Origin of the sequence: Saccharothrix longispora (genome assembly GCF_031455225.1) — a bacterium.
GTDB lineage: Bacteria > Actinomycetota > Actinomycetes > Mycobacteriales > Pseudonocardiaceae > Actinosynnema > Actinosynnema longispora.
The window spans coordinates 2501-27158 of sequence record NZ_JAVDSG010000001.1 but is presented as its reverse complement, the minus strand read 5'-3'; the positions used below and the strand labels follow the sequence as shown (position 1 = coordinate 27158).

Here is a 24658-nt window from a genome sequence, read left to right as displayed (position 1 = left end):
TGGCCGACGGCCTGCGGGCAACGGACTCCAGCGGTGTCGTGACCGTGACGGTCGACGACTCGGCCGACGTGCTGGCGGTGGCGCTGGCGGCGCGGTGGAGGCAGGCCGTCGATCCCAGGAGCCTGGGCTCGGCCGTCACGTCCGCGATGAACGAGGCGACCATGCGGGCACTGGCGAAGCAGGTCGAGCGGCCGGTGGTCGTGGAACCACCCGCGCCGCCGGCTCCACAGCACGACGGTTCGCGCATCACCCTGGCCGAGGCGACGCGGCTCATGGATGCCGTCACGGCCGACCTGGAGCGCTTCACGCGGCAGGTCTCCGAGGTGGTCGACCGGCCGGTGACCGCGGAGAGCCGGGGTGGGCACGTGCGCGGCACCGCGCAGCGCGGGCAGGTGCTCGACGTCGCCGTCGACCCTGGCTGGGCCCACGCGGCGCGCGACAGCGAGCTGGAGCAGGAACTCGTGGAAGTGCTCCGGGCGCTCCGGGCCCGCAGTGCTCCCGCCGACCTCGCACGAGGACCGCAGAGCCCTGCCATCGCTGAACTGACCGCGCTGGTGAGCGATCCGAACACGCTGCTGCGCCGAGTGGGGTTGCTGCCATGACCGACATCTCCGTCGCGCTCGAAGCCATGCGCGCGGACGCCGCCCTGTGGACGGCCGCCGCCGACAACCTGGACGGTCCCCGTTCCGCGATCGGTGGCCTCGTGATCGCCGACACCGAGATGTCCCAGTGGGCGGCGGACCGGGGCATGCACCACACCTACGAGGACGCCCGCGTGGCGTTGGAGGACGTGCTCGCCAAGGCGGTCGAAGCGTTCCGCGGCCTCGGCGAGAGCCTGCACGCCGCCGCGAACACCTACGAGAGCGAAGAAGAGGCCAACCGGTTGGCGATGGACCGCCTCCACGGCGAAGGGGGCCCGCGGTGAACCCGCTCGTGCGGCAGGTGGAGCAGAAGACGCAGGACGCCCAGCAGAACGTCAAGGAGTTCTTCGACCAGGTCGACCACCTCCTGAGCTGGGTGCCGGCCCCGCTGGAGCACATGGTCGCCCCCATCGTCCTGGGCATGCGGCTGTTGTCGGAGAAGGTGGCGGAGCTCTGGGACCACGTCGGCCACCTGATCGAGCAGTGGGGGGACCCCGACCGGCTCAAGCAGGTGGGCGAGCAGTGGGTGGTGCGGGTCGGCAACGTGCTCGGCGACGTCGCGGGCACCCTCGGGCTCGACAAGCTCCGGACGACCGTCGAGTGGGAGGGGCGCGCGGCCCGCGCCTACCACGCCGTGGTGCCCGCCCAGCCGGCCGGTCTGACCGCGGTCAAGGACATCGCCAACCAGCTGCGCACCTCGCTCACCAGCCTGGCGAACGCGATCGAGTCCTTCCAGATGGCCATGTGGTTCGCCCTGGGCGCGTTCGTGGTCGGAGCCGTCGGGGCGATCGCGAGCGCGTGCACCGTCATCGGCACCCCGGTGGGGATCGCCGTGTTGAGCGGTGCCTGCGGCGTGGCCATCGCGCTCATCGGCGCGGCGGTCCTGGCGATGCAGTCGCAGCTCAACACGATCGAGATCGAGCAGATGGCGATCGCGCAGAAGGTCCACGACCTCGGTTCGGACTGGGCGATGCCCGACACCGCGGCGATGGCGGACGCCAGCGCCACCGATGGCGACGAGTCGGACTGGCGGCCGGGGTCGTGATCCGACCGGCACCGGGGCCACCGCCGCTCGTATGGCTCTCGGAGCCCCGCGCCCGGCACGTCCACGCCGCCTGCGGTTCGACGGGCCGGCTGTTCGCCGTCGTGAGCGTCGTGCTCGCGACGGCGATCGTGCTGCTCGGGTTGCGCCTCCCGACCGCGTACCACCCGATCAACACGATGGCGTGGATCATCGGCGGGGCTTCGGTGCTCACCGTGCTCTACGCCGCCCTGGGCCTGATGGGAGTCCGGTCCTACCTCCGGGACGGCTACCTCGACGCGGCGGGCGCGCGGAGGACCACGCGGCTGCTGGCCGCGATGTGGGCCACGGCGGTGGTCTTCTCGTCCCTGGCCTGCTTCCTGTTCTTCGGCACGGTCGTGAGCCAGGTGGGCGATCCCCTCCACCCGGAGGTGCGCTTCACGGTCGCGGTCTGGGCGCAGCTGTGCCTGCTGGCCGCGCCCCCGGTGCTGACCGGTGTCCTGTTCTTCGTGGGTCGCCGTCTCCTGGACCCGGTCCCCCCTGCCATCCGCCAGGACACGGCGGTGACGCCGACCGCGGGTGGGCCCGGTTTCGCGACCTACCCGCTGCCACCGCCGCCCCAGCGCCACGTGTGGATGCCGGCGGCCCGTGCGCACGAGGTCCGCAGGGCCTGCGGGCGGCTCGGCACGGGGCTGCTCATCGCAGGGGTCCTGCTGACTCCGACGGTCGTGCTGCTCGGTGACCGACTGCCCCCGCTCCACCCGGCGCTCGGCTTCCTCAGCTGGACGTTCACCGCCACCGGCGTGGTCCAGGTGTTCATCGCGGCCACCGTGCTCCGCGGTGCGCGCCGGCACCTGACGGGCGAGTACCTGGACCTGCCCGAGGCGCTGACGACGCGCAGGTCGCTCGGCGTGATCTGGGGGCTCGGCCTGCTCTTCACGGTGTTCTCCGGTGTCGGGCTGGTGGTGGGGCTCTCGTCGGCGACCGGCGGCCCGGCCGGCGAGGCCGTCCGCTACCCGGCAGTCGCCTGGGTGGTGCTGTCGCTCATGGCCATGCCTGGGGTGCTCACCAGCGTCGCGTTCTTCGCCGCCCGGCGGCTGTTCGCCCCACTGCCCCTTGCGCGGTCGTGAGTCCGGTGACCGGCTCACGACCGGCGCAGGGGGCGGGGCTACCCTGCGCCGGTCGACGACACCGTTCGCGTCAGCCGAGCCAGAGCACCGTCAGCAGGTCGACCCGTCGCTGGTCGTCCAGGATCAGGTAGACGAGGTCGCCTTGGCCGTCCGGGCCGAACGTGAGCGCGCGCATGGGGCTGTCGGGCTTGTGCCGGTGGTAGGGGTCGCCGTTCCAGGGCGCGACTTCGAGCATGGCCCGGGCCTCGGCGAACGGGGCCAAGGCGTCCGGTGGCAGGGCGTCGACCTGCGGCTGCGAGTCGCCGTCGGTGGTGACGGTGTACATGCGCCGGGTTACGCCAGCCCCAGCCGGGCTTTCGTGGTGGCCAGCGGCTCGTCCGCCCGAATGCCGTCACCCGTCAGCTTCCCGGCCGCGCGGCGGTACATCGCCCGGTGCGCCTCGGCGCCCTGCGCGGCGGTCAGCCGGGCCACCCGCCGCCAGGAGTCGAGCGTCTGGAACACCTCGGTGAGGTCCAAAGACTCGGTCGCCCGGGCCATGACCTCGCGCCACTGCCGGTCGAACTCGGCGGCCTCTTCCGGGATCAGCGCCCCGCGCACCACAGCGGGCGAGGCGTCGGAGAACGACGGCCCTCCCTGACCTCGCCGAGGCCCCGGAGTCGCTGCTGCGGTCACACCGGACACGATAGCGAACGCGTGCGAACACCGGCGAACGACGAAGGTGCTCGACCAAACGGGTGAGGGCTGAAACGGAGAGTGACCCCAGTCCTATAACGACTACCGAGACATCAACCGGCCGGAACGCCGCACACCGCGGTTCGGCAACGACACGAGGTGAACCGGCCGGTCCGGTTCACCTCACCACGGCGGTGCGGCTACCGTCGGTTTCGACAGAATGCGAACCAGGGGGTTCTCCAGCGTGACCACCGCCGGGCCGAGCACCGCGCCGCTGCTCCGGGAACTGATCGACATCCCGACGGGCGTCCACCGGGGCGACTTCGTCCTCAAGTTGACCGAGGGCGTCGACACCAAGCGCGACCAGGCGCTGAGCAGCTACGTCGTCACACCCCAGTTGCGGGTGGCGTTCGGCGAGGCGCTCGGCCTGATCAAGTCCGCGCTGGACGAGCACAGCTCCAAGGCCGCCTACCTGCACGGCTCGTTCGGTTCCGGCAAGAGCCACTTCATGGCGGTGCTGCACGCCCTGCTCGACGGGCACCCCGGCGCGCTGGACCGGGCCGACCTGGCCGAGGTCACCACGCGGCACCCCTGGCTGGGCGCCAAGCGCTTCCTGCTCGTCCCCTACCACCTGACCGGCTCGGAGAGCCTGGAGGCCGCCATCCTCGGCGGCTACGTGGAGCACATCCGCCGCCACGAACCCGACAGGAAGATCCCGCAGGTCTACCGCGCCCAGGGCTTGCTGGACGACGCGCGGCGGCTGCGGGAGAAGCTCGGTGACGAGCGGTTCCTCGCCGGGTTCCCCAACGAGGACGACACCGGTTGGGGCGACCTCGGCCAGGCGATGACCCCGGAGAAGCTGGACGAGGGGTTCGCCGCCCCGATCGGCAGCCCCGCCTCCGACGACCTGATCACCAAGGTCATCGAGGCGTACTTCCCGAACTACGTCGACTCGGTGCGGGGCTCGGCCAGCGCCTTCAAGCCGCTCGACCAGGGCCTGTCCGAGATCAGCCGGCACGCCAGGGAACTCGGCTACGACGGCATCGTGCTGTTCCTGGACGAGCTGGTGCTGTGGCTGGCGGGCAAGATCGGCGACCAGGCGTTCATCAGCCGGGAGACGGAGAAGGTCGCGAAGCTGGTCGAGGCGGGCGACGCGCACCGGCCCGCGCCGATCATCAGCTTCATCGCGCGGCAGCGCGACCTGCGGGAACTGGGCATCGGGGCGGAGCGCACCGGGGCGGAGCTCCAGTCGTTCCACGACCGGCTCAACCACTGGGACGGCCGCATCGAGCGCATCACGCTCGAAGACCGCAACCTGCCGCTGATCGCCCAGGAGCGCGTCCTCAAGCCCTTGCCGGGCAAGGAGGAGCAGATGCACCAGGCGTTCCAGCGGACGTTCGCGCTGCCCGGCTCGGTGCGGGACGTCCTGATCGGCGCCGGTGACGGCGGCTCGTTCGAGCGCACCTACCCGTTCAGCCCGGCGTTCATGGACACGCTGGTCCACGTGTCGTCGGCGTTGCAGCGGGAGCGCACCGCGCTGCTGCTGATGCGGCAGATCCTGGTCAACCGGCGCGACGACTTCCGCCTCGGTCAGCTCGTGCCGCTGGGCGACCTGTTCGACGCGGTCGCCGACGGCGCCGACCAGCCGTTCACCGAGCAGCTCAAGCACGAGTTCGAGGAGGCGCGCACCCTCTACCAGCGCACCCTGCGGCCGATGCTGCTGCGCGACCGCGACCTGCGCGAGGAGCAGGTGGCCGGTCAGGCGGACGCGGACCCGATCGTGCTGCGCGCCTTCCGCAGCGACGACCGCCTCGTCAAGACGCTGCTGCTGGCGGCGCTCGCGCCGGACGTGGAGGCGTTGCGCGACCTCACCGCCCGCCGGCTCGCCGCGCTCAACCACGGCACCATCACGGCGCTCATCCCCGGTCAGGAGGTCGGCGAGGTCGTCCGCCGCCTGCGCAGCTGGGCCAGCCGCGTCGCCGAGCTGCAGCTCGGCGAGGGCAGCGACCCGAGCGTGCGGCTCAACCTCGTCGGGGTGAACGTCAACGCAATCCTCGACCGGGTCGTCTCGCTCGACCAGCAGCCGGCCCGCCGCAGGCTGGTCCGCGAGCTGCTGTTCTCCGAGCTGGGGGTGACCGACACCGGCACGACCCCTGTCGAGCACCAGGTGGTGTGGCGGGGCAGCAGGCGCACCCTCGAAGTCGTGTACGGCAACGTGCGGGACCGCCAGGAGCTGCGGGACGACCTGTTCGAGCCGTCCGTGGACGGCCGCTGGCGGTTGATGCTCGACTACCCGTTCGACCCCGACAACCAGTCCGCGGCCCAGGACCGCATCCGCGTGCTCGAACTGCGGGCGCAGGTGGGCAACCGCCCGGCCGTGGCGTGGCTGCCGGGGTTCTTCACCTCCGACGTGCTCGACAAGCTCGGCAGGCTGATCAAGGTCAACTATCTGCTCGGCGACCGGGCCAGGCTCGAGGAGCACACCCGCACGATCGGGCCCGAGGACCGCAGGCGGGCGCACGACCTGCTGCGCAACCTCCAGAGCTCGCTGCGCAGCGAGCTGCGGGACGCGCTGAAGAACGCCTACGGGCTGATCAGCCGCCCGAAGGAGGAGATCGTCCAGGACTGGAACGACCACCTGGTCACCCTCGACGCGACGGTCAACCCCAAGATCGACGCCGGTCGGTCGTTCGCCGAGGCGCTGCGCTCCCTGGTGGACCAGCTCTACGCCGCGACCTACCCGGACCACCCCGACTTCGACCCGCAGCGCAAGGGCGACGTCGTCCGCGACGCCGACCTGCGCACGACGCTCACGCTCGTCCGGCAGGCCGCCGACGCGCCGGAGGGCCGCATCGAGGTCGCGAAGGGCGACCGCGAGGCGCTGCGGCGGATCGCGCACCCCCTCAGGCTCGGCGAGGAGCACAACGGGCCGTTCGTGCTGGGTCGGTACTGGGCCGACGAGCTGGACCGGCGGGCCGCCCAGGAGCACGGCGACGGGGAGCTGACCGTGCGGACCGTGCGGGGTTGGCTGCGCGACCTGGGCATGGAACGCGTGGTGGAGAACCTGGTGATCGCCGTGTTCGCCGAGCTGACCCACCGGGCGTGGATGCGCGCCGACCACCGGATCGACCCGCCGGAGACGCCCAAGGACCTCACCGACGACATGGTGCTCTACCGGCAGGCCCTGCCCTCGGCGGAGCAGTGGGAGGCGGCCTGCCGGCTCGCGGAGGCCCTCACCGGCAGGTCCCTGCGGACCGCCGTGATCTCCCCGCGCGCCGTGGCGAAGTTCTCGCGGGCCGTGCGGGCCAAGGTCGACCAGGTGCGCCTGCCCGCCGTGGATCTGGTGGAGGTGCTCGACGAGCACGCGGCCCGTCTCGGCTTGGACCGCGACGCGGCCCACGGCCGTTACCGGACGGCCGTCGTCGCTCGTGACCTGGTGACCGGGCTGCACGCGGTGGACGACCCGACCAGGCTGGTCGAGGTGCTCGCGGACGCGGACCTCGGCGGCGTCGAACCGATGCTGGTCAGCAAGTCGCTGGAGTCCGCCGGCGAGGTGGCGGGCGCGTTGCGGACCGCCGACTGGGACATCCTGGACGGGCTCGTCGACTCCGCCGCCGCCGACGTGGCGGCCGAGCTGCGCGTGGGCGCGAACGCCAACGAGCACGCCGTGCCCCTGCGCAAGGCGCTCGACCAGGCCAAGCGCCGCGTGGTCGCGCTGTTCCGCTCGACGCCGCCCAACCCGCCCCCTCCCGGGCCCCCGACTCCTCCGCCGCCGAAGCCCGCGCCCGGTGCGCGTCAGGCCAAGGGCAGGCTCGGTGACGTCCTCGGCGAACTGCGGAAGTTCGGCGAGGAGCACCCCGACGCGACCATCGAGGTGACGTTCCGCGTCGTGGAGGGCGGATGACCGCGACCGACCTCGACTCCGCGATCGAGAACGCCGTCGTCAGCCGGGTGACCGACATCGTCGAAAAGCTCGACGCGTCGCGCGGCGGAGTCGCCGGGCGAGTCGTGATCGGTGTACGCACGCGACGGGAACCGGCGTGGCACGGGCCGGTCGAAGGCGAAGTGCGCGGGCACCCCGTCCGCTACGTCGCCTGCCCGTCCGTGCTGTCCGTGCTGTCCGCGCTGGCCCTGCCGCCGGCGGACGGCTCCGCCTACGAGGTACTGGTCGTGCTCACCGACCGCGACGAGGGCGAACTGGGCGACGCCGTGATGGCGCGGCTGCACCGGGAGCACCTGCACGAGGTGAGCAAGTACACCCTGCTTCAGGACCTGCTGCGGACCAGGCAGCTCGACCCGCGCCTGCGCGGCCGGGACAACGCCTGGCTGGTGGACGCCCTGGTGGAGCTGGCCCGCGCCGGCGGGCTGCCGAACACGACCGGGCTGTCGTTCGGTCGCGACGTGGCGCTGCGCCACGTCGTGCGCAACCGGTTGGCGGTGGACCCCGCGACGCTGGACCTCAGCGCGTTGATCACCGCCGTGGACGACGCGGCGACCGTCACGCGGTGGCGCGAACTCGGCGCCGACGAACGCCGGGGCATCACCGAGCACCTCGTGGAACGCCTGGGCCGTGCCGCCGACGTGGTGCTGCGCCTGGCCGTCGCACGGGACGACGTGGTCCCCGAACTCCTCGTCGCCGACGTCCTGACCCGCGCCCCCGAGGACGACGTGGCCGCGGCGCGGGCGTTCGGCGCGTTCGCGCACTCGCGGTTCGGGTCCGACGAGCCGTCCCGCGCCGACCTGGGTGTCGCGGCGTCGGCCGCCGTGGAACTCGTCTCCCGCTCCGACACGCAGCGGAACTGGCAGCAGGTCCGCCACGCGGACGCGCTGCTGGCCCAGCTCAACGCGGCGGAGCTGGCGCACCACAGCCGGTTGCTGCCCAGCGGCCTCACCTCGCGCATGGAACGCGCGGCGACCACCCTGGACGAAACCGACCTGCTCGCCGTCGAGGAGCACCACGCCACCGGTGACCTGCGGCCACAGGTCCGGAGGTTGCGCGCCGCGGTCCGACTGCGCCGCTGGCTCGACTCCGCGCCGGCCGACATCACCACGGTGCCGGACGCGCTGCGCCGCCACGCCCGCGACCTCGCGTGGGTGGACGGCGAACTCACCCAGGTCCGCCGCGGCTCGGCGAACCCGGTGGTGGCCAAGGCGCTCGGCCGGATCGCCAAGCGCGCGGGCGCCCGGCGCGGTGAACTCGACCGGCAGTTCGCGCGCGCGCTGCCCGAAGCGGCCTACACCCGCCCGGACGGCGTGGTCGCCGTCGAGACCCTCCTGCCCGAGGTCGTCGCCCCACTCGCCCGCAGGCACAAGGTGCTGCTCGTCGTGGTCGACGGCATGTCGGGTGCGGCGGCGGCCGAGATCGCCCGTTCGATCGAGGACAACCCGCGACTCGGCTGGACCGAGGTGGTGCGGTCGCCCGACGGTGGGCGCGAGGCGGTGCTGGCCGCGTTCCCCACCGAGACGACCTACAGCCGGACCTCCCTGCTGACCGCGTCGTTGACCGCCGGCACCGCCGATCACGAGCGGCAGGCTTTCCCCGGACACGATTTCTGGCCACCGCGCACCCGGGCGGTGCTCGTGCACAAAGCGGGGATCGGCGGATCGTCCGGAGCCGATCTCGGCGCCGACCTGGACGCCCAGTTCACGCCGCGCACCGAGCCCCAGGTCGTGGCGGTCGTGCTGAACACGGTCGACGACGCACTCGGCCGGGGCAGGCAGGCCGACGACCCCGCCTGGGCTTACCGCGATGTCGCGCACCTGCCGGAACTGCTCGACCGGGCCGCCGAGGGCGGCTGGGTCGTCGTGCTCACCAGCGACCACGGCCACGTGCTGGAACACGGTTCCGAACACCGGCCGGACCCCACCGGCGCCGCCCGGTGGCGACTGCCGAACGGCGGGCACCAGCCCGACGAAGTGCCCCTGACGGGTCCGCGGGTCCTGGTGCCCGGCGGAACGGCGGTCCTCGCCGCCACGGAGGACGTCCGCTACGGCGCGCGCAGCCACGGCTACCACGGCGGCGCCGCCCTGGCCGAGGTCGCGATCCCGCTCGTCGTCCTGCTCCCGCCCGGTGTCGAGGAGCTGACCGGGTGGGCGGTGCACTCGCAGGGCCCACCCGATTGGTGGACCGGGCGGCAGGCCGCCCCACCGCCGAAGCCGGCAGCCGCGCCCAAGCGGAAGGCGAAGGCACCCGACACCCAGCCGGACCTCTTCGGCGACGAGCCGGCACCCGAGTCACGTGGCGCCCTGCTGATCGGCGGCGAGACGTTCGTCAACACGCACAAGGGCCAGCCGGCCAACAGGGTGCTCAAACCGGAGGTCTTCCGGGACGTGGTGGACGCCGTGCTGGCCGCCGGGGGCAGGATGCCCGTCGCGGACGTCCTGCGCGCCGCGGGCACACCGGGACGCAACCCGCGCGGTTTGGTCGCGGCCTTGGGCCGGGTGCTGAACATCGACCAGTTCCCCGTGGTCGACCTGATCGACGACGGGCGCACGGTAGTGATCAATGAGAAGCTGCTCGACGAGCAGTTCCCCGAGGGGCGTCGATGACCTCGATCAGCCCGGCCCGCAGGCGTGCGGTGTTGGCGGCACTGCGTCGCGGCACCGTGCCGGAGAGCGGGCTGGACCTGTTCGCCGTCGGGCTCGACCGGCTCGCTCCGACGTTGGACGAGGAATTGGCGTCGTGCGCGTCGGGCGGAGCCGGTTTCAAGGCGGTGCGCGGCGAGTACGGGGCGGGCAAGACGTTCCTCGCCCGGTGGCTCGCCGAGCGCGCCAAGGCTTCCGGCATGGCGGTCAGCGAGGTGCAGGTCTCGGAGACCGAGACCCCGCTGCACCGCCTGGAGACCGTGTACCGGCGCTTGTGCGAGAACCTGACCACCGCGGTCAGCCCACCGAGCGCCTTCCGCTCGGTGCTCGACAGCTGGATGTTCGCGTTGGAGGAAGACGTCCTGGCCGAGGGCGAGGTCGACGGGTCGGACGCCGAGCGCCTCGGGGACGCGGTCGACGCGCTGCTGGAGCTGAGGCTCGGCCGGATCGCCCGCACCACGCCCGGCTACGCCGCGGGTCTGCGGGGCTACCGGAAGGCCGTGGCAGCCGGCGAGAGCGACGTCGCGGACGGGTTGGCGGCGTGGCTCGCGGGCCAGCCGCACGTCGCGGCGGCCGCCAAGCGCGCGGCGAAGGTCAAGGGCGACATCGACCACTTCCAGGCGCTGGGCTTCCTCCAGGGCCTGCTGACCGTGCTGCGCGACGCCGGGCACCCCGGCCTGCTGCTGGTGCTGGACGAGATCGAGACCCTGCAACGGGTGCGCGGCGACGTGCGGGAGAAAGGGCTCAACGCCCTGCGGCAACTGCTCGACGAGATCGACGCGGGCCGCTTCCCCGGCCTGTTCCTGGTGATCACCGGGACGCCCGCGTTCTTCGACGGCCAACAGGGCGTGCAGCGGCTCCCACCGCTGGCGCAGCGCCTCGCCACGGACTTCACCACCGACCCGAGGTTCGACTCACCCCGGGCCGTCCAGTTGCGGCTGCCGGGATTCGACCTGGTCCGGCTCGGCGAACTCGGCCGGGCGGTGCGCGACCTGTACGTCGGCGTCGCACGCAACCCCGACCGCGTGTCGTCCGCGGTGGACGACTCCTACATCGCCCAGCTCGCCGGCGCGGTCACTGGCGGTCTGGGCGGTCAAGTGGGCGTCGCGCCGCGGGTCTTCCTGCGCAAGCTGGTCGCGGACGTGCTGGACCGGGTGGACGAGCACGACGACTTCGACCCGCGCAGGCACTACCAGCTCACCCTGGCGCGGACCGAGCTGACCGAGGTGGAGCGCAACGCCGCGGCGCGCACCGCAGACGACGTCGAGCTGGACCTGCCGTGACCACCGGCCTCGGCGGCCTGCACCCGGTGCTGGTGCACCACATCGTGAACACGCTCGGGTGGGGTTCGCTGCGGCCGTTGCAGGCCGAGGCGGTGGGCCCGCTGGTGGACGGCGACGACGCCGTGCTGCTGGCGCCCACCGCCGGGGGCAAGACGGAGGCCGCCTGCTTCCCGCTGCTCAGCGCGATGGAGCAGCACCGGTGGACCGGCCTGTCGGTGATCTACGTGTGCCCGCTCAAGGCACTGCTGAACAACCTCCACCCCCGGCTGGAGGGCTACGCCTCGTGGCTGGGCCGCCGGGTCGGCCTGTGGCACGGCGACACGACCCAGAGCACCCGGCGGAAGATCCTCCGCGACCCGCCGGACGTCCTGCTGACCACGCCCGAGTCGCTGGAGGCGATGCTGGTCAGCGTGAAGGTGGAGCACGGCGCGTTCTTCGCCGGCCTCCGCGCGGTCGTGGTGGACGAGGTGCACGCGTTCGCCGGTGACGACCGGGGCTGGCACCTGCTCGCGGTGCTGGAGCGCCTGACGCGGGTGACCGGTCGGCAGGTCCAGCGCGTCGGCCTGTCCGCGACGGTCGGCAACCCGCACGACCTGCTGACCTGGTTGCAGGGGTCCGGTCGCGGGACGCGGCCCGCCCGGGTGATCGCACCGGGAGTGGACGGCACCCCGGTGGACCCGACCTCGGTCGGCGAGATCGAGCTGGACTACGTGGGCTCGGTGTCCAACGCGGCGACCGTGATCTCCTCACTGCACCGGGGCGAGAAGCGGCTGGTGTTCTGCGACTCCCGGCAGCTCGTCGAGGAGCTGGGCGAGGCGCTGCGCAGCCGCGGAGTCACCACGTTCCTGTCGCACGCGTCCCTGTCGGTGGACGAGAGGCGGCGCGCCGAACTGGCGTTCGCCGAGGCGCGCGACTGCGTGATCGTGTCCACCAGCACGCTGGAGCTGGGCATCGACGTGGGCGACCTGGACCGGGTCATCCAGATCAACGCGCCCGGTTCGGTGGCGTCGTTCCTGCAGCGCCTCGGGCGCACCGGCCGCCGGGCCGGGACGGTGCGCAACTGCCTGTTCCTGGCGATCCGACGCGACCAGGTGGCCTGGACGGCAGGGCTGCTCCTGCTGTGGAGCAGGGGATTCGTCGAACCGGTCACCGCGCCACCCCAGCCGCGCCACATCGTCGCGCAGCAGCTGCTGGCGCTGGCGCTGCAGGAGAACCGCGTCGGCGACCGGTTGTGGGTGGAGGGCTGGAACGGCCTCGCGCCGTTCGACCGCGGCGCCGAGCCGATCCTGCGGCACCTGGTGGACAACGGCTTCCTCGACCGCGACGGCGACATGCTGTTCATCGGGCCGGCGGCGGAACAGCGCTTCGGCCGCCGGCACTTCATGGACATGACGGCGGTGTTCACCGCACCGCCGCAGTTCACCGTCCTGCACGGACGCCGCGAGATCGGGCGCACCGACCCCGCCCTGCTGACCGAGAAGGTCGAAGGTCCTCGCCTGCTGCTGCTGGGCGGTCGGAGCTGGAAGGTCGGCTGGATCGACTGGAAGCGCCGCCGCTGCTTCGTGGAGGAGGCGACCGGCGGCGGCAAGGCCCGCTGGCACAACCCCGGCCTCACCGGCGCCTCGATGGAGCTGAGCCGCGCCGTCCGGGACGTCCTGCTGGGCAGCGACCCGCCGGTGAGGATGACGCAGCGCGCCCACCGCGCGCTGGCCGAGGAACGCGAGGACGCGAGCAGCACCGTCCACCCCGGTGGGACGGTCGTGGCCCGCGACGGCACCGACGTCCGCTGGTGGACGTGGGCGGGCCACCGGGCCAACGCCACGCTCGCCTCGACGCTGTCCGAGCTGACCGACGCCGCGCAGCGCGTCGACGACGCGTCGATCCGGCTCCGCACGGACGTGACCGTGCGGATGTGGCGTGCGGCGCTGACCGACGCGGCCGAGCGGCTGTGCCTGCCGGAGGTCGACGAGCGGGCCTTGGCGGGCCTCAAGTTCAACGAGGCGCTGCCGCACACCCTGGCGACGGCGACCCTGGCGGCACGCCTGGCCGACCTCGACGGCGCGGCGGCGGTGCTCGCCGAACCGAGCCGTTTCACCATCGTCCGCGGCTGAAAGCAGACACCGCCGCCTTCACCCGAACGGGGTGTAACAGAGGTCCGCTCAATTCCTATATGTCTCACAACGAATAGAGTCGCGCCGGCACACGGGCTCGTTCACCCAGTCCTGACAACTCGGCACGGGATTTCACCACACCCGACACCACGACGTGAGCATTTCTCGAATACAGCACTTGTCGCGGACTCCCCAACGGGCCCGAGCGCTTCACGTCGACCTCCCACCAGTAAGGAACCACTTGAGCATCTCCATCGATCCGCTGCGCCTGTCGAAGCCGCAGGATTCGAGCACCTACCTGGCCATCAAGACCGTGCAGGGCGGACGAGCGGTGTACACGACCCGTGTCCCCCTGCTGGACCTTCCCACGATCCTGCCGGTGCCGGACCCGAACAACATCGACAAGGACAACCGCAAGGTCGACCGCCTGCACGCCAAGCAATTCGGCCAGTACCTCGACAGCAAGCAGGACTGGGTCGCACCCGCACTACTGGCCCGGGACAGCGGCGGCTGCCTCTTCGAGAAGGTCGACGAGCACGGGGCCGTCGGCTACCTCACGGTTCCGTGGGCCATCGGCGGGATCTCCTCGCTCCGAACGATCGACGGTCAGCACCGCGTTCTCGGCGTCTCCATCGAGAAGCAGCGCATCACCGATGCCATCACCGCCCTCGACCGGGAGATGGCGCGCAAGGTCAGTGCCGAGAAGGCCGGCAAGCTCCAAGCCGACCGCGAGAAGCTGATCAGCCAGATGAACAGGCTGAAGAACGAGTTCGTCGGTCTCGACATCTATGTCGAACCCGACCCCATCAAGGCCCAGCAGATGTTCGTCGACGTCGCGGACAACGCGAAGGGGATCAGCAGCGCCGTCCGAGCGCGATTCGACAACTACAAGGTCGCGAACCGCACGCTGTCCGACGTCATCGACCACCCGCTGTTGAAGGGGCGGGTGGATGCCGAGCAAGACCGCATGACGACGAAGAACCCCCATCTGTTGGGCGCCAAGCACGTCGCCGACATCACTCGTTCGGTCATAGCCGGAGCCGGCGGGCGGGTCACCAAGAAGGCTGAGCAGACGCTGACCGACGGTGAGGTCATCGAGCAGGTCAAGGACTTCCTCGACGTCATCTCCCACGCGTTCGCGCCTCTGGCTGCCATCACGGAGGAAGACCCCGAGACGAATCGCAAGATCGGCGAGCCGACCCTGTCCCAGGAGCTGCGGCGCACGTCCCTGCTCGGGTCGATCGGCATGCTGCGCGTGCTGGGGGGCGTGTTCCACGTCCTGCGCTCCGGCGACAACCCGGTCGAGTTGAACGACATCACCGAGTTCTTCAAGCGGCTCGACCCGCACATGGCCGCACCCGTCACGGAAACCAGCATCTGGCGCAGCACCGACGCCAAGATCGATTTCGAACCCGACGCCGCCGCACCGATCATGCGGACGCAGAACATCATCCACCTGGTGGACGTCATCGCCGGCTGGTACCGGAAGGCGCCGGCGTCGCTCTGACCCGAACCCGCCGTGGGAGCCGCTCGACCGGCGTCGACAGCGGCTTCCGCGGAAGGGTGTCCGACGGATGACCCCCGACGATGTCCGCCTGGCGGTGTTGGCGTGGCTGTGACGACGAGCGATCGGTAGCGCTAACCTCTCCCCTGCGGCCCGCCGGGCACCGAGCGCACGCTCGTCGCTGCCCCCACCCGCACGTGTATTCCGCGTGCCCAGGTGGGGGATCAACCAGTGGCTCTCGTGCGCCGCAGTGCGCAGCAACTGCTCGACATGCGCGATCGACTGCACACCTTGCTCGAAGAGCAGGCCCGCATCCAGTTCGAGTCCGGGATCGGGGCGGCCGAGGTGCGGTCGTGGCAGAACAGCCTGCCCGCGTTCCTGACCGACGTCGTGGACGCCGGGCTCGGGCACGTCGAGGTGCTGCTGGAGCACAAGCTCCCGCACAACCCCAAACGGGTGGACGTGGTCCTGTGCGGCACGCACCCGCGCCGCGGCACCCCGTCCTACGTGCTGGTGGAACTCAAGCAGTGGTCCCACGCCGAGCCCGCGGGCGACGACCTGGTGCGGGTGCCGCACTACCCCGAACCCGTCCTGCACCCGGTGGAGCAGGTGCGCAGGTACTGCCACTACCTCGTGGACTCCACCCCGTCGCTCGCCGAGCAGCCCGGCGCGGTGCACGGCCTCGCCTACCTGCACAACGCGCTGGAATCGGGTGTCTGGCGACTGTCCCGGTACGAGACGGACGAGTACGGCCACCTGTACACCATGGACACCCGCTCCCGGTTGGTCGAGCGGCTGCGCTCGCTCCTCGACACCGACCCGACCACGCGGGACGCCGCGAACCGGGTCGCGGACGACCTGCTCAACGCCCGGCACGCGCCCTCGAAGCCGCTCCTGGACCTCGCCGCGCGGGAGATCCAGGAGCGGGAGCAGTTCGTGCTGCTCGATGAGCAGCAGGTCGCCTACAGCTCGGTCCTGCAGGCGGTCGAGCGCGCCAGGACGAACCGGACGCAGACCGTGGTGGTCGTGCTCGGCGGACCGGGTTCCGGCAAGAGCGTGATCGCGTTGAGCCTGCTCGGGGAACTGGCACGACGGGGCCGCAGCGCTTACCACGCCACCGGTTCCAGCGCGTTCACCAACACGATGCGCAAGGTGGCCGCCAAGCGCGCTCCTCGTGTGCGGAGCATGTTCAAGTACTTCAACGACTTCATGGTCGCGGAGCCGCGCGGCCTGGAGGTCCTGATCTGCGACGAGGCCCACCGCATCCGGGAGACCAGCGTCAACCGGTACACCAGGGCCGAGGTCAGGGAGCGTGCCCGCCGCCAGGTGGTCGAGTTGATCGACGCGGCGTCGGTGCCGGTGTTCCTGCTCGACGAGCACCAGGTCGTGCGGCCCGGCGAGATGGGGTCCCTCCAGGAGATCACGGCCGCGGCCGAGGCCCTCGGCTGCCGGGTGGAGGTCGTGCACCTCGCCGGCCAGTACCGCTGCGGCGGTTCCGAGTTCTTCGACGCCTGGGTCGCCGGTCTGCTCGGGATCGGCCACCGCCGGGCGACCCCCTGGTCGAAACTGGTCACCCGCGAGGACGAGGACTTCGTCGTGCGCTCCGCCGGCTCACCCGCCGATCTGGAGGCGTGGCTGCTGGCGCAGCGGTCGGAGTTCCGCGGCACAGCCCGGTTGGCCGCCGGCTACTGCTGGCGCTGGAGCGACCCGGTGGTGGTGGACGGCACCAAGGCGCTCGTCGACGACGTGGAGATCGGGGACTGGCGACGCCCGTGGAACGCGAAACCGGACAAGCGCGTCCCCGACGCACCCGAGTCCCACTACTGGGCGAGCGACGAACGCGGCTTCGGCCAGGTCGGCTGCGTCTACACGGCGCAGGGCTTCGAGTACGACTGGGCGGGCGTCATCTTCGGCCCCGACTTCGTCCGCCGGGACGGCCGGTGGGTCGCCCGCCGCGAGCACTCCCACGACCCCGCGGTGAGGAGGGCCTCGGAGGAGCACTTCCACCGGCTCGTCAGGAACACCTACAAGGTGCTGCTGACCCGCGGGATGCGCGGCGTGTGCGTGTACTCGACCGACGCCGAGACCCGGGAGTACCTGGAGCAGCTCGCGCGCTGAGCCGCCCCCGACGGCCGTCGGGATTGTCGGTGCGCGGGATTAACCTGCACGTATGACGATGTCGAACGCCACGGAGCTGACCGCGGACCACCACGCGCGGCTCGCCGAGCTCGGGCTGCGCGTCGACCACTTGGACGAGGCGATCTGGGCCGGGGTCGACGCGAGGCTGAGCGCACCGCCCCTCGGCCCCACCAACGGGGCCGGCCTGCTCGACTGGGTCCACCGGGTCGGGCGGCTGCGGGAGGTGCTGGTGGCCGAGGGCTGGACGAAGGTCGACAAGTGGAACGCGGGGCTCGTGCAGCACCCGTCCAAGCCGGTCGTGCTGGGCACGCTCCAGGGCAACCGCAGCACCGGCAACCCCCACGCCCCGCTGCGCAGCGACTACGCCAAGGGCCCCGCCATCGCGGCCATGATGCGCGGCAACGACCACGACCAGCTGTCGCTGTTCGACTCGTTCCACGCGCACGAGTGGAAGCTGTGGTTCCTCGTCACCTACGTCGTGCAGGAGGACGAGCGGACGACCGTCCTGCGCGAGGTGTCGCAGCCCGAACCCACGCCGCAGGGCCAGGTCGTGGACCGGTGGGCGCACCGCATCACGTTGCCGCCGCTGGAGTTCGGCCCCCTGCCGCCCATGAGGACGGCGCACGAGGTCGACGTCCCGGTGAGGGTGCGAGAATGATCCGATCATGCTCACGCCCTCCCGCCTCGTCCTCGCCCGCACCCGGCGCGGCCTCACCGCGGCGGAGTTGGCGCGCAAGGCGGGCGTGGCGGGTGTCGCCGACTACGAGCAGGGCCGACGACGGCCGAGACCGGCCACGACGCTGAAACTGGCCGCCGCCCTGGGTTTCCCCGCCCCGTTCCTGGAGGGCGACGAGGTCCCGCACGTCGACCCAGGCTTCACCGGCGACGGGCCGGACCGCGCGAGGGCCACCGCCGCCGCGCGCCTGGCGCTCGGCTTCGCCGGCTGGCTCGACGCGCGGTTCGCGCTCCCCGACCCGGACGTGCCGACGTGGGAGCACCCCGACCCGGAGACCGCGGCCACGATGCTGCGCGCCCGCTGGGGCATGCCGCACCGACCCGCTCCCACCATGGTCCACCTCCTCGAGGCCCACGGGGTGCGCGTCTTCTCCCTGCCGCCCGACTGCGCCGGCGCGGGCCCGTTCTCCTTCCGCCACGCCGGCACCCCGTTCGCCTTCCTCGACCCGGCCGACGCCCGCGACGCCGCCGCCCGCGAACTCGGCCGCCTCACCGGGACGAGCGACCCGCACGCGTTCGCGCGCGCCTTCCTCCTCCCCCGGGCCGCCCTCCTCGCCTCGGTGCCCCGCAACCCGGTCACCGAGCAGGTCCGCGCCCACGCCGCCACCTGGGGCGTCACGCCCCTCGCCCTCGCCCACCGCCTGCACGACCTGGGCCTGCTCGCTCCCGGCCGGCACACGACCGTCTGCGCCAACCTGGCCCGCGACCACCACCCCGCCCGGCACGAGACGTCCCAGCTGCTCACCAAGGTCTTCACCGCCCTGCGCGCCCGCGGCACCACCCCGCACCACGTCGCGCGCCACCTCCACCTCGACGTGGAGGAGCTGAACGGCCTGCTGTTCGGCCTCGTCCTCACCGCCTTGCCGGGCGGGCGACACCTCACCCCCGTCCCCAGGAGGTAGCACCGTGGACCACCCGCTCACCGCCGCCGAGCTGTTCGACTCCGTCGGCCGCGGCTACGAGGACGCGTTCGGGCGCCCGCCCGCCGTCGACGCCGCCGTCCGGACCCTCCTCGACCGCCTCCCCGCGGGGGCCCGCGTCCTCGACGTCGGCAGCGGCACCGGCCGCCCCGTCGCCGAGGACCTGACCCGCGCCGGCCACCGCGTGCTCGGCGTCGACGTGTCGCGGGCCATGGTCGACATCGCCCGCGAGCAGGTCCCCGGCGCCGAGTTCGTGCACGCCGACATCCGCACGTGGGACACCGACGAGCGCTTCGACGCGGTCTGCGCGTTCTTCCCGTTCCTCCAGATGACCCGCGCCGAGGTTGAGGACGTCCTGGTCAGGCTGCACGGCCGGCTCGAACCCGCGGGCCTGCTGGCGCTGATCACCGTGCCCATGGACGTCGAGGACCTGGAGGTGCCCTTCCTCGGGCACACCGTGCGCCTGACCAGCTTTGCCACCCCCGACCTGCTGCGACGCGTCGAGAACGCCGGGTTCACCGTCGTCGAGACCCGAGCCACCGCGTTCTCCCCGGACCGCGAGGGCCAGCCCGACGAGGAGCACCTGTTCGTGCTCGCTCAGGCCCAGGCGCCCGCCGCCCCCTTGGCGTAGTCCTCGAACGAGCGCGCCTCCCGCCCCAGCACGGACGGCACCCCGTCGGACAGCGCCGCGTCGTGCCCGTCGCGGATCGCGGTCAACGACATCGTCAACACCTCCGCGTACTGCGGCGAGAGCCCACCGCCTACCAGCAACGGGACGAACTCGGCGGGCGGCACGTCCACCACCCGGGCCGCCCGCCCCGACACGTCGCCCAGCACCGCCAACGCCTCCTCGAACGACAGCGCCCGCGGACCCGACAGCTCGTACACCGCCCCCTCGTGCCCCTCCTGCGTCAACGCCGCCACGGCCACGTCCGCGATGTCCCGCGCGTCGACGAACGGGTGCGCCCCGTCCCCGCCCGACGGCAGCACCACCTGCCCCGCCGCCACCTGCGGCTGGAAGAAGTCCTCGCTGAAGTTCTGCGAGAACCACGCCGGCCGCAGCACCACCCAGTCCACACCGGACTCCCGCACGGCGCGCTCGCGCCCGTCGTCCAGCGAGATCCCCCGCGCCGACAGCAGCACGATCCGCCGCACCCCCGCGTCCACGGCGACCGGCACGAACGCCGCCACCTCCGCGTCGTCCAGCGTCGTCGGCGGCGGCACCAGGTACACCGCCGTCGCACCGTCCACGGCGGACCGCCACGTCGACGGGTCGTCCCAGTCGAAGCGGACCTCCGCACCCCGGGACGCGGGACGGTGCTCGACACCGCGTTCGGCGAGTGCGGTGGTGACGCGACGACCGGTCTTGCCGGTGGCTCCGATTACCAGGATTGTCATGCGGCAAGCCAATCAAGGCGCGGCCCGGTGGACCATCGTCCAGCGTCTGCGACGCATGTCCGTCCGTCCATGTGATAGCCCTGCGGGCATGAACAACCTCGAAGACCTCCGCGACGCGCTGCGCCGCTTCGCCGCCGCCCGCGACTGGGACCGGTACCACACGCCCAAGAACCTCGTCATGGCGTTGTCCGGCGAGGTCGGCGAGCTGACCGACCTGTTCCAGTGGCTTACCCCCGAGGAGGCCGCCCGCGCCATGGAGGACCCCGAGCTGGCCTGGAACGTGCGCGACGAGCTGGCCGACGTCGTCCACTACCTCGTGCGGCTGGCCGACAAGCTCGACGTGGACCTGGTGGAGGCGGCGTTCGCCAAGATCGAGCGCAACGAGCGGCGCTTCCCCACGAGCTCGTTGAAACCCGTCGAATGACCTACAGGTAGGTCAACAACAGCAGGACCAGGGCGATCAGCAGGATCAGCGCGAACAGCGCCGCCGCCCAGGCCGGGTCGGTGGGCGGGCGCGCACGGGCGTGCCTGCCCCCGCGTCTGCGTCTGCGCGATCGCCACGGCACCGCTGCCTCCTCGCCCCGCTAGCCGCTGTCCACGCCGCTACCGTAGGGACGGACCGCGAGCGCCCGGCCTCTCGTCACCCGCACGCCCCGGGGGTGTCGCCCGGTCAGCCCTCTCGTCCGCCGGAACGTGACGATTCGTCGAGGAAGTGATCATCGTGGGTGTCGTCGTGGTGGGTGCGGGCATCGCCGGGGTGGCCTGCGCCCGCGCGCTGGCCGACAGCGGGGTCGCCGTGCGCGTCCTCGAACGCGCACCGGTCGTCGGGGGCCGGATGGCGACCAAGCGCTACGGCGGTCGGCGGGCCGACATCGGCGCCGGGTACTTCACCGTTTCGGACGACCGGTTCGCCGCCGTGGTGACGCGCTGGCAGGGGGCCGGCCTGGCCCGCGAGTGGACCGACACGCTCGCCGTGCACTCGGCCGGCGGCGTCTCGCACACCACCGGTCCCGTGCGCTGGGCCGCCTCCGGCGGGCTCCGGTCCCTCGTCGTCGACCTGGCGTCCGGCCTGGACGTCGTGACCGGGCACGCCGTCGAGTGGGTCGAGCCGGGGCCCCGCGTCGACGGCGCACCGGCCGACGCGGTCGTCCTCGCCATGCCCGGACCGCAGGCGCTGCGCCTGCTCGACCCGCGCCTCGGCGGTGCGCGCACGGCCGCCCAGGCGCAGGACTGGCTGCCGTCGCTCGTCGCGACCCTGGAGTACCCGACGCGCGACTGGGTGCCGTTCCACGGGGCGTTCGTCAACGACCACCCGGTGCTGACGACGCTGTTCGACGACGGCAGCCGCCGCGGTGACGACGCACCGGTGCTCGTCGCGCACACCGGGGACGCGTTCGCCGGGCAGTACGTGGCCGACGCGGACGCGGCGGCCGAGGACGTCGAAGCCGCTGTCCGCGACCTGCTCCACCTGCCGGAGGCCGCCGTGCGCGTCCACGTGCACCGGTGGACGTTCGCCCGGCCCGCCACCCCCGGCACGGCCCCGTTCCACCTGGACGGCGACCTGGTCGGAATCGCCGGCGACGCGTGGGGCTCACCGAAGGTGGAAAACGCCTGGCTGTCCGGCACCCTGCTCGGCGAAGCCCTCGCGACCCGCCTCCGCTGACGAGCACGCAAAAAGCCCTCAGGGGCACTCGGATATCCGAGTGCCCCTGAGGGAAAGAATGTTCGGCGGCGTCCTACTCTCCCACACCCTCACGAGTGCAGTACCATCGGCGCTGGAAGGCTTAACTACCGGGTTCGGAATGGGACCGGGTGTTCCCCAACCGCAATGACCACCGAAACACTATGAAATTACCAACCCGTAGGCACCACACCCCGAACGAGGCGTGATGGTCCGGTTCGGTTCTTTCAGAACCGCACAGTGGATGCGTAGCATGTTTGTGAGCAAGTCCTCGGCCTATTAGTACCGGTCAACTCCAGCCGTTACCGGCCTTCCATCTCCGGCCTATCAACCCAATGGTCTCTTGGGGGCCTTAACCCACGAAGGGTGGGATACCTCATCTAGGAACGAGCTTCCCGCTTAGATGCTTTCAGCGGTTATCCCTTCCGAACGTAGCCAACCAGCAATGCCCTTGGCAGGACAACTGGCACACCAGAGGTCCGTCCGTCCCGGTCCTCTCGTACTAGGGACAGCCTTCCGCAAGTATCCTACGCGCGCGGCGGATAGGGACCGAACTGTCTCACGACGTTCTAAACCCAGCTCGCGTACCGCTTTAATGGGCGAACAGCCCAACCCTTGGGACCTACTCCAGCCCCAGGATGCGACGAGCCGACATCGAGGTGCCAAACCATGCCGTCGATATGGACTCTTGGGCAAGATCAGCCTGTTATCCCCGGGGTACCTTTTATCCGTTGAGCGACCACGCTTCCACAAGCCATGGCCGGATCACTAGTTCCGACTTTCGTCCCTGCTCGACCTGTCGGTCTCACAGTCAAGCCCCCTTGTGCACTTGCACTCGACACCTGATTGCCAACCAGGCTGAGGGAACCTTTGAGCGCCTCCGTTACTCTTTGGGAGGCAACCGCCCCAGTTAAACTACCCACCAGGCACTGTCCCTGATCCGGATCACGGACCGAGGTTAGACATCCAGTACGACCAGAGTGGTATTTCAACGACGACTCCACAACCACTGGCGTGGCCGCTTCACAGTCTCCCACCTATCCTACACAAGCCGAACCGAACACCAATACCAAGCTATAGTAAAGGTCCCGGGGTCTTTCCGTCCTGCCGCGCGTAACGAGCATCTTTACTCGTAGTGCAATTTCGCCGGGCCTGTGGTTGAGACAGTCGAGAAGTCGTTACGCCATTCGTGCAGGTCGGAACTTACCCGACAAGGAATTTCGCTACCTTAGGATGGTTATAGTTACCACCGCCGTTTACTGGCGCTTAAGTTCTCAGCTTCGCCCCGAAAGACTAACCGGTCCCCTTAACGTTCCAGCACCGGGCAGGCGTCAGTCCGTATACATCGTCTTGCGACTTCGCACGGACCTGTGTTTTTAGTAAACAGTCGCTTCTCGCTGGTCTCTGCGGCCGAAAAATCCTAGCCCGCAAGGGGCTTCAAATCCCTCGGCCCCCCTTCTCCCGAAGTTACGGGGGCATTTTGCCGAGTTCCTTAACCACAGTTCGCCCGATCGCCTCGGTATTCTCTACCTGACCACCTGTGTCGGTTTGGGGTACGGGCCGCATGAACACTCACTAGAGGCTTTTCTCGGCAGCATGGGATCACTCTACTTCGCCTCAATCGGCTATGCATCACGTCTCAGCCTATGTGCCTGGCGGATTTGCCTACCAGACGGCCTACACGCTTACACCAGTACTACCACTCACTGGCGGAGCTACCCTCCTGCGTCACCCCATCGCTTGACTACTACAAGTTCAGGTCCCGCGCTCCACGTCGGGTCCTCATCCGAAGAATCAGACCCGGGCTTCGGGCGGTTAGTATCACAAGCCTCGCCATGGGCGCGTTCACACGGGTACGGGAATATCAACCCGTTGTCCATCGACTACGCCTGTCGGCCTCGCCTTAGGTCCCGACTTACCCTGGGCGGATTAGCCTGGCCCAGGAACCCTTGGTCATCCGGCGGCAGAGTTTCTCACTCTGCTTTCGCTACTCATGCCTGCATTCTCACTCGTCCAGCCTCCACGCCTGGATCACTCCGGCGCTTCAATGGCTGAACGACGCTCCCCTACCCATCCCGGCATAACCGGAATGACACGGCTTCGGCGGTGTGCTTGAGCCCCGCTACATTGTCGGCGCAGGACCACTTGACCAGTGAGCTATTACGCACTCTTTAAAGGGTGGCTGCTTCTAAGCCAACCTCCTGGTTGTCTGGGCGACCCCACATCCTTTCCCACTTAGCACACACTTAGGGGCCTTAGCCGGCGTTCTGGGCTGTTTCCCTCTCGACTACGAAGCTTATCCCCCGCAGTCTCACTGCCGCGCTCTCACGTACCGGCATTCGGAGTTTGGTTGATTTCGGTAAGCTTGTGGGCCCCCTAGACCATCCAGTGCTCTACCTCCGGCACGAAACACACGACGCTGCACCTAAATGCATTTCGGGGAGAACCAGCTATCACGGAGTTTGATTGGCCTTTCACCCCTAACCACAGCTCATCCCCCAGGTTTTCAACCCTGGTGGGTTCGGGCCTCCACGCGGTCTTACCCACGCTTCACCCTGGCCATGGCTAGATCACTCCGCTTCGGGTCTAGACCACGCGACTATGGGCGCCCTATTCGGACTCGCTTTCGCTACGGCTACCCCACACGGGTTAACCTCGCCACGCAGCACTAACTCGCAGGCTCATTCTTCAAAAGGCACGCCGTCACCCCTAAAGGCTCCGACGGATTGTAGGCACACGGTTTCAGGTACTATTTCACTCCCCTCCCGGGGTACTTTTCACCTTTCCCTCACGGTACTAGTCCGCTATCGGTCACCAGGTAGTATTCAGGCTTAGCGG

General features: G+C 70.6%; 19 protein-coding genes and 2 rRNA genes (1 of these 21 only partly in view). 15 read left to right on the top strand and 6 right to left on the bottom strand.

What is annotated here, in order from left to right:
- The first annotated feature begins 38 nt into the window (after window positions 1-38).
- The 4 genes from J2S66_RS00110 to J2S66_RS00095 all read left to right on the top strand — a co-directional run bounded on the left by J2S66_RS00110 (window position 39) and on the right by J2S66_RS00095 (window position 2792).
- Entirely contained in the window at window positions 39-602 is a 564-nt protein-coding gene (locus J2S66_RS00110) for a hypothetical protein (RefSeq protein ID WP_310302044.1), read from the top strand.
- Entirely contained in the window at window positions 599-925 is a 327-nt protein-coding gene (locus J2S66_RS00105; protein ID WP_310302041.1) for a hypothetical protein, read from the top strand. The genes J2S66_RS00110 and J2S66_RS00105 overlap by 4 nt, the downstream gene beginning before the upstream one ends.
- Entirely contained in the window at window positions 922-1686 is a 765-nt protein-coding gene (locus tag J2S66_RS00100) for a hypothetical protein (protein ID WP_310302038.1), read from the top strand. Before J2S66_RS00105 ends, J2S66_RS00100 begins: the two co-directional genes overlap by 4 nt.
- A gap of 101 nt (window positions 1687-1787) precedes the next feature.
- Window positions 1788-2792, top strand: coding sequence for a hypothetical protein (locus tag J2S66_RS00095; RefSeq protein WP_310302036.1), 1005 nt, complete (start codon window positions 1788-1790; stop codon window positions 2790-2792).
- Between the two features lie 70 nt (window positions 2793-2862).
- On the opposite strand, the gene J2S66_RS00090 is transcribed toward J2S66_RS00095, so the two are convergent.
- Window positions 2863-3117: a hypothetical protein gene (locus J2S66_RS00090; protein WP_310302034.1), complete on the bottom strand. Its 255-nt coding sequence runs from the start codon at window positions 3115-3117 to the stop codon at window positions 2863-2865.
- An 8-nt stretch (window positions 3118-3125) separates the two neighbouring features.
- Window positions 3126-3464, bottom strand: a complete 339-nt coding sequence (locus J2S66_RS00085) for a DUF6247 family protein (protein WP_310302032.1) — start codon at window positions 3462-3464, stop codon at window positions 3126-3128.
- A gap of 220 nt (window positions 3465-3684) precedes the next feature.
- On the opposite strand from J2S66_RS00085, the gene J2S66_RS00080 reads away from it, so the two are divergent.
- The 9 genes from J2S66_RS00080 to J2S66_RS00040 all read left to right on the top strand — a co-directional run bounded on the left by J2S66_RS00080 (window position 3685) and on the right by J2S66_RS00040 (window position 19372).
- On the top strand, window positions 3685-7368 hold the full coding sequence (locus J2S66_RS00080) for a DUF6079 family protein (protein WP_310302030.1): 3684 nt from the start codon (window positions 3685-3687) through the stop codon (window positions 7366-7368).
- The gene (gene pglZ, locus J2S66_RS00075; RefSeq protein WP_310302028.1) at window positions 7365-10013 is read left to right on the top strand and encodes a BREX-2 system phosphatase PglZ; all 2649 of its coding nucleotides are present in this window, start codon (window positions 7365-7367) and stop codon (window positions 10011-10013) included. Before J2S66_RS00080 ends, pglZ begins: the two co-directional genes overlap by 4 nt.
- A complete protein-coding gene (brxD, locus tag J2S66_RS00070) occupies window positions 10010-11332 on the top strand; it encodes a BREX system ATP-binding protein BrxD (protein ID WP_310302025.1) in 1323 nt (440 codons plus the stop codon). Before pglZ ends, brxD begins: the two co-directional genes overlap by 4 nt.
- Window positions 11329-13443 carry a DEAD/DEAH box helicase gene (locus tag J2S66_RS00065; protein ID WP_310302023.1) on the top strand — a complete coding sequence of 705 codons (2115 nt, stop codon included), beginning with the start codon at window positions 11329-11331 and terminating at the stop codon, window positions 13441-13443. The genes brxD and J2S66_RS00065 overlap by 4 nt, the downstream gene beginning before the upstream one ends.
- Window positions 13444-13684: 241 nt before the next feature.
- On the top strand, window positions 13685-14950 hold the full coding sequence (locus J2S66_RS00060) for a DNA sulfur modification protein DndB (RefSeq protein ID WP_310302021.1): 1266 nt from the start codon (window positions 13685-13687) through the stop codon (window positions 14948-14950).
- Window positions 14951-15178: 228 nt separating this feature from the next.
- Window positions 15179-17065 carry a DNA/RNA helicase domain-containing protein gene (locus J2S66_RS00055; protein WP_344956058.1) on the top strand — a complete coding sequence of 629 codons (1887 nt, stop codon included), beginning with the start codon at window positions 15179-15181 and terminating at the stop codon, window positions 17063-17065.
- Between the two features lie 52 nt (window positions 17066-17117).
- The gene (locus J2S66_RS00050; RefSeq protein ID WP_310302020.1) at window positions 17118-17744 is read left to right on the top strand and encodes a hypothetical protein; all 627 of its coding nucleotides are present in this window, start codon (window positions 17118-17120) and stop codon (window positions 17742-17744) included.
- Between the two features lie 7 nt (window positions 17745-17751).
- Window positions 17752-18723, top strand: a complete 972-nt coding sequence (locus J2S66_RS00045; RefSeq protein WP_310302018.1) for an ImmA/IrrE family metallo-endopeptidase — start codon at window positions 17752-17754, stop codon at window positions 18721-18723.
- A 4-nt stretch (window positions 18724-18727) separates the two neighbouring features.
- Window positions 18728-19372, top strand: coding sequence for a class I SAM-dependent methyltransferase (locus tag J2S66_RS00040; RefSeq protein ID WP_310302017.1), 645 nt, complete (start codon window positions 18728-18730; stop codon window positions 19370-19372).
- On the opposite strand, the gene J2S66_RS00035 is transcribed toward J2S66_RS00040, so the two are convergent.
- A complete protein-coding gene (locus tag J2S66_RS00035) occupies window positions 19339-20139 on the bottom strand; it encodes an NAD(P)H-binding protein (protein ID WP_310302015.1) in 801 nt (266 codons plus the stop codon). The genes J2S66_RS00040 and J2S66_RS00035 overlap by 34 nt on opposite strands.
- An 88-nt stretch (window positions 20140-20227) precedes the next feature.
- Here J2S66_RS00035 and J2S66_RS00030 point away from each other — a divergent pair, with 88 nt between their 5' ends.
- Window positions 20228-20563, top strand: a complete 336-nt coding sequence (locus J2S66_RS00030; RefSeq protein WP_306750340.1) for a nucleotide pyrophosphohydrolase — start codon at window positions 20228-20230, stop codon at window positions 20561-20563.
- Window position 20564: 1 nt separating this feature from the next.
- On the opposite strand, the gene J2S66_RS00025 is transcribed toward J2S66_RS00030, so the two are convergent.
- The gene (locus J2S66_RS00025) at window positions 20565-20705 is read right to left on the bottom strand and encodes a hypothetical protein (RefSeq protein WP_310302011.1); all 141 of its coding nucleotides are present in this window, start codon (window positions 20703-20705) and stop codon (window positions 20565-20567) included.
- 146 nt (window positions 20706-20851) lie between these two features.
- Between J2S66_RS00025 and J2S66_RS00020 the strand changes: the two genes are divergently transcribed.
- Window positions 20852-21802, top strand: coding sequence for an NAD(P)/FAD-dependent oxidoreductase (locus J2S66_RS00020; RefSeq protein WP_310302009.1), 951 nt, complete (start codon window positions 20852-20854; stop codon window positions 21800-21802).
- Window positions 21803-21862: 60 nt separating this feature from the next.
- On the opposite strand, the gene rrf is transcribed toward J2S66_RS00020, so the two are convergent.
- Window positions 21863-21979: ribosomal RNA gene (rrf, locus tag J2S66_RS00015) — 5S ribosomal RNA — on the bottom strand.
- Window positions 21980-22079: 100 nt separating this feature from the next.
- Window positions 22080-24658, bottom strand: a 23S ribosomal RNA gene (locus J2S66_RS00010); it runs 505 nt beyond the window's last position.

Coding starts and splice junctions, on each gene's coding strand:
- J2S66_RS00105 (WP_310302041.1), top strand. CDS start 599: ATGACCGACATCTCCGTCGCGCTCGAAGCCATGCGCGCGGACGCCGCC.
- J2S66_RS00090 (WP_310302034.1), bottom strand. CDS start 3,117: ATGTACACCGTCACCACCGACGGCGACTCGCAGCCGCAGGTCGACGCC.
- J2S66_RS00080 (WP_310302030.1), top strand. CDS start 3,685: ATGCGAACCAGGGGGTTCTCCAGCGTGACCACCGCCGGGCCGAGCACC.
- pglZ (WP_310302028.1), top strand. CDS start 7,365: ATGACCGCGACCGACCTCGACTCCGCGATCGAGAACGCCGTCGTCAGC.
- brxD (WP_310302025.1), top strand. CDS start 10,010: ATGACCTCGATCAGCCCGGCCCGCAGGCGTGCGGTGTTGGCGGCACTG.
- J2S66_RS00050 (WP_310302020.1), top strand. CDS start 17,118: ATGACGATGTCGAACGCCACGGAGCTGACCGCGGACCACCACGCGCGG.
- J2S66_RS00045 (WP_310302018.1), top strand. CDS start 17,752: ATGCTCACGCCCTCCCGCCTCGTCCTCGCCCGCACCCGGCGCGGCCTC.
- J2S66_RS00035 (WP_310302015.1), bottom strand. CDS start 20,139: ATGACAATCCTGGTAATCGGAGCCACCGGCAAGACCGGTCGTCGCGTC.
- J2S66_RS00030 (WP_306750340.1), top strand. CDS start 20,228: ATGAACAACCTCGAAGACCTCCGCGACGCGCTGCGCCGCTTCGCCGCC.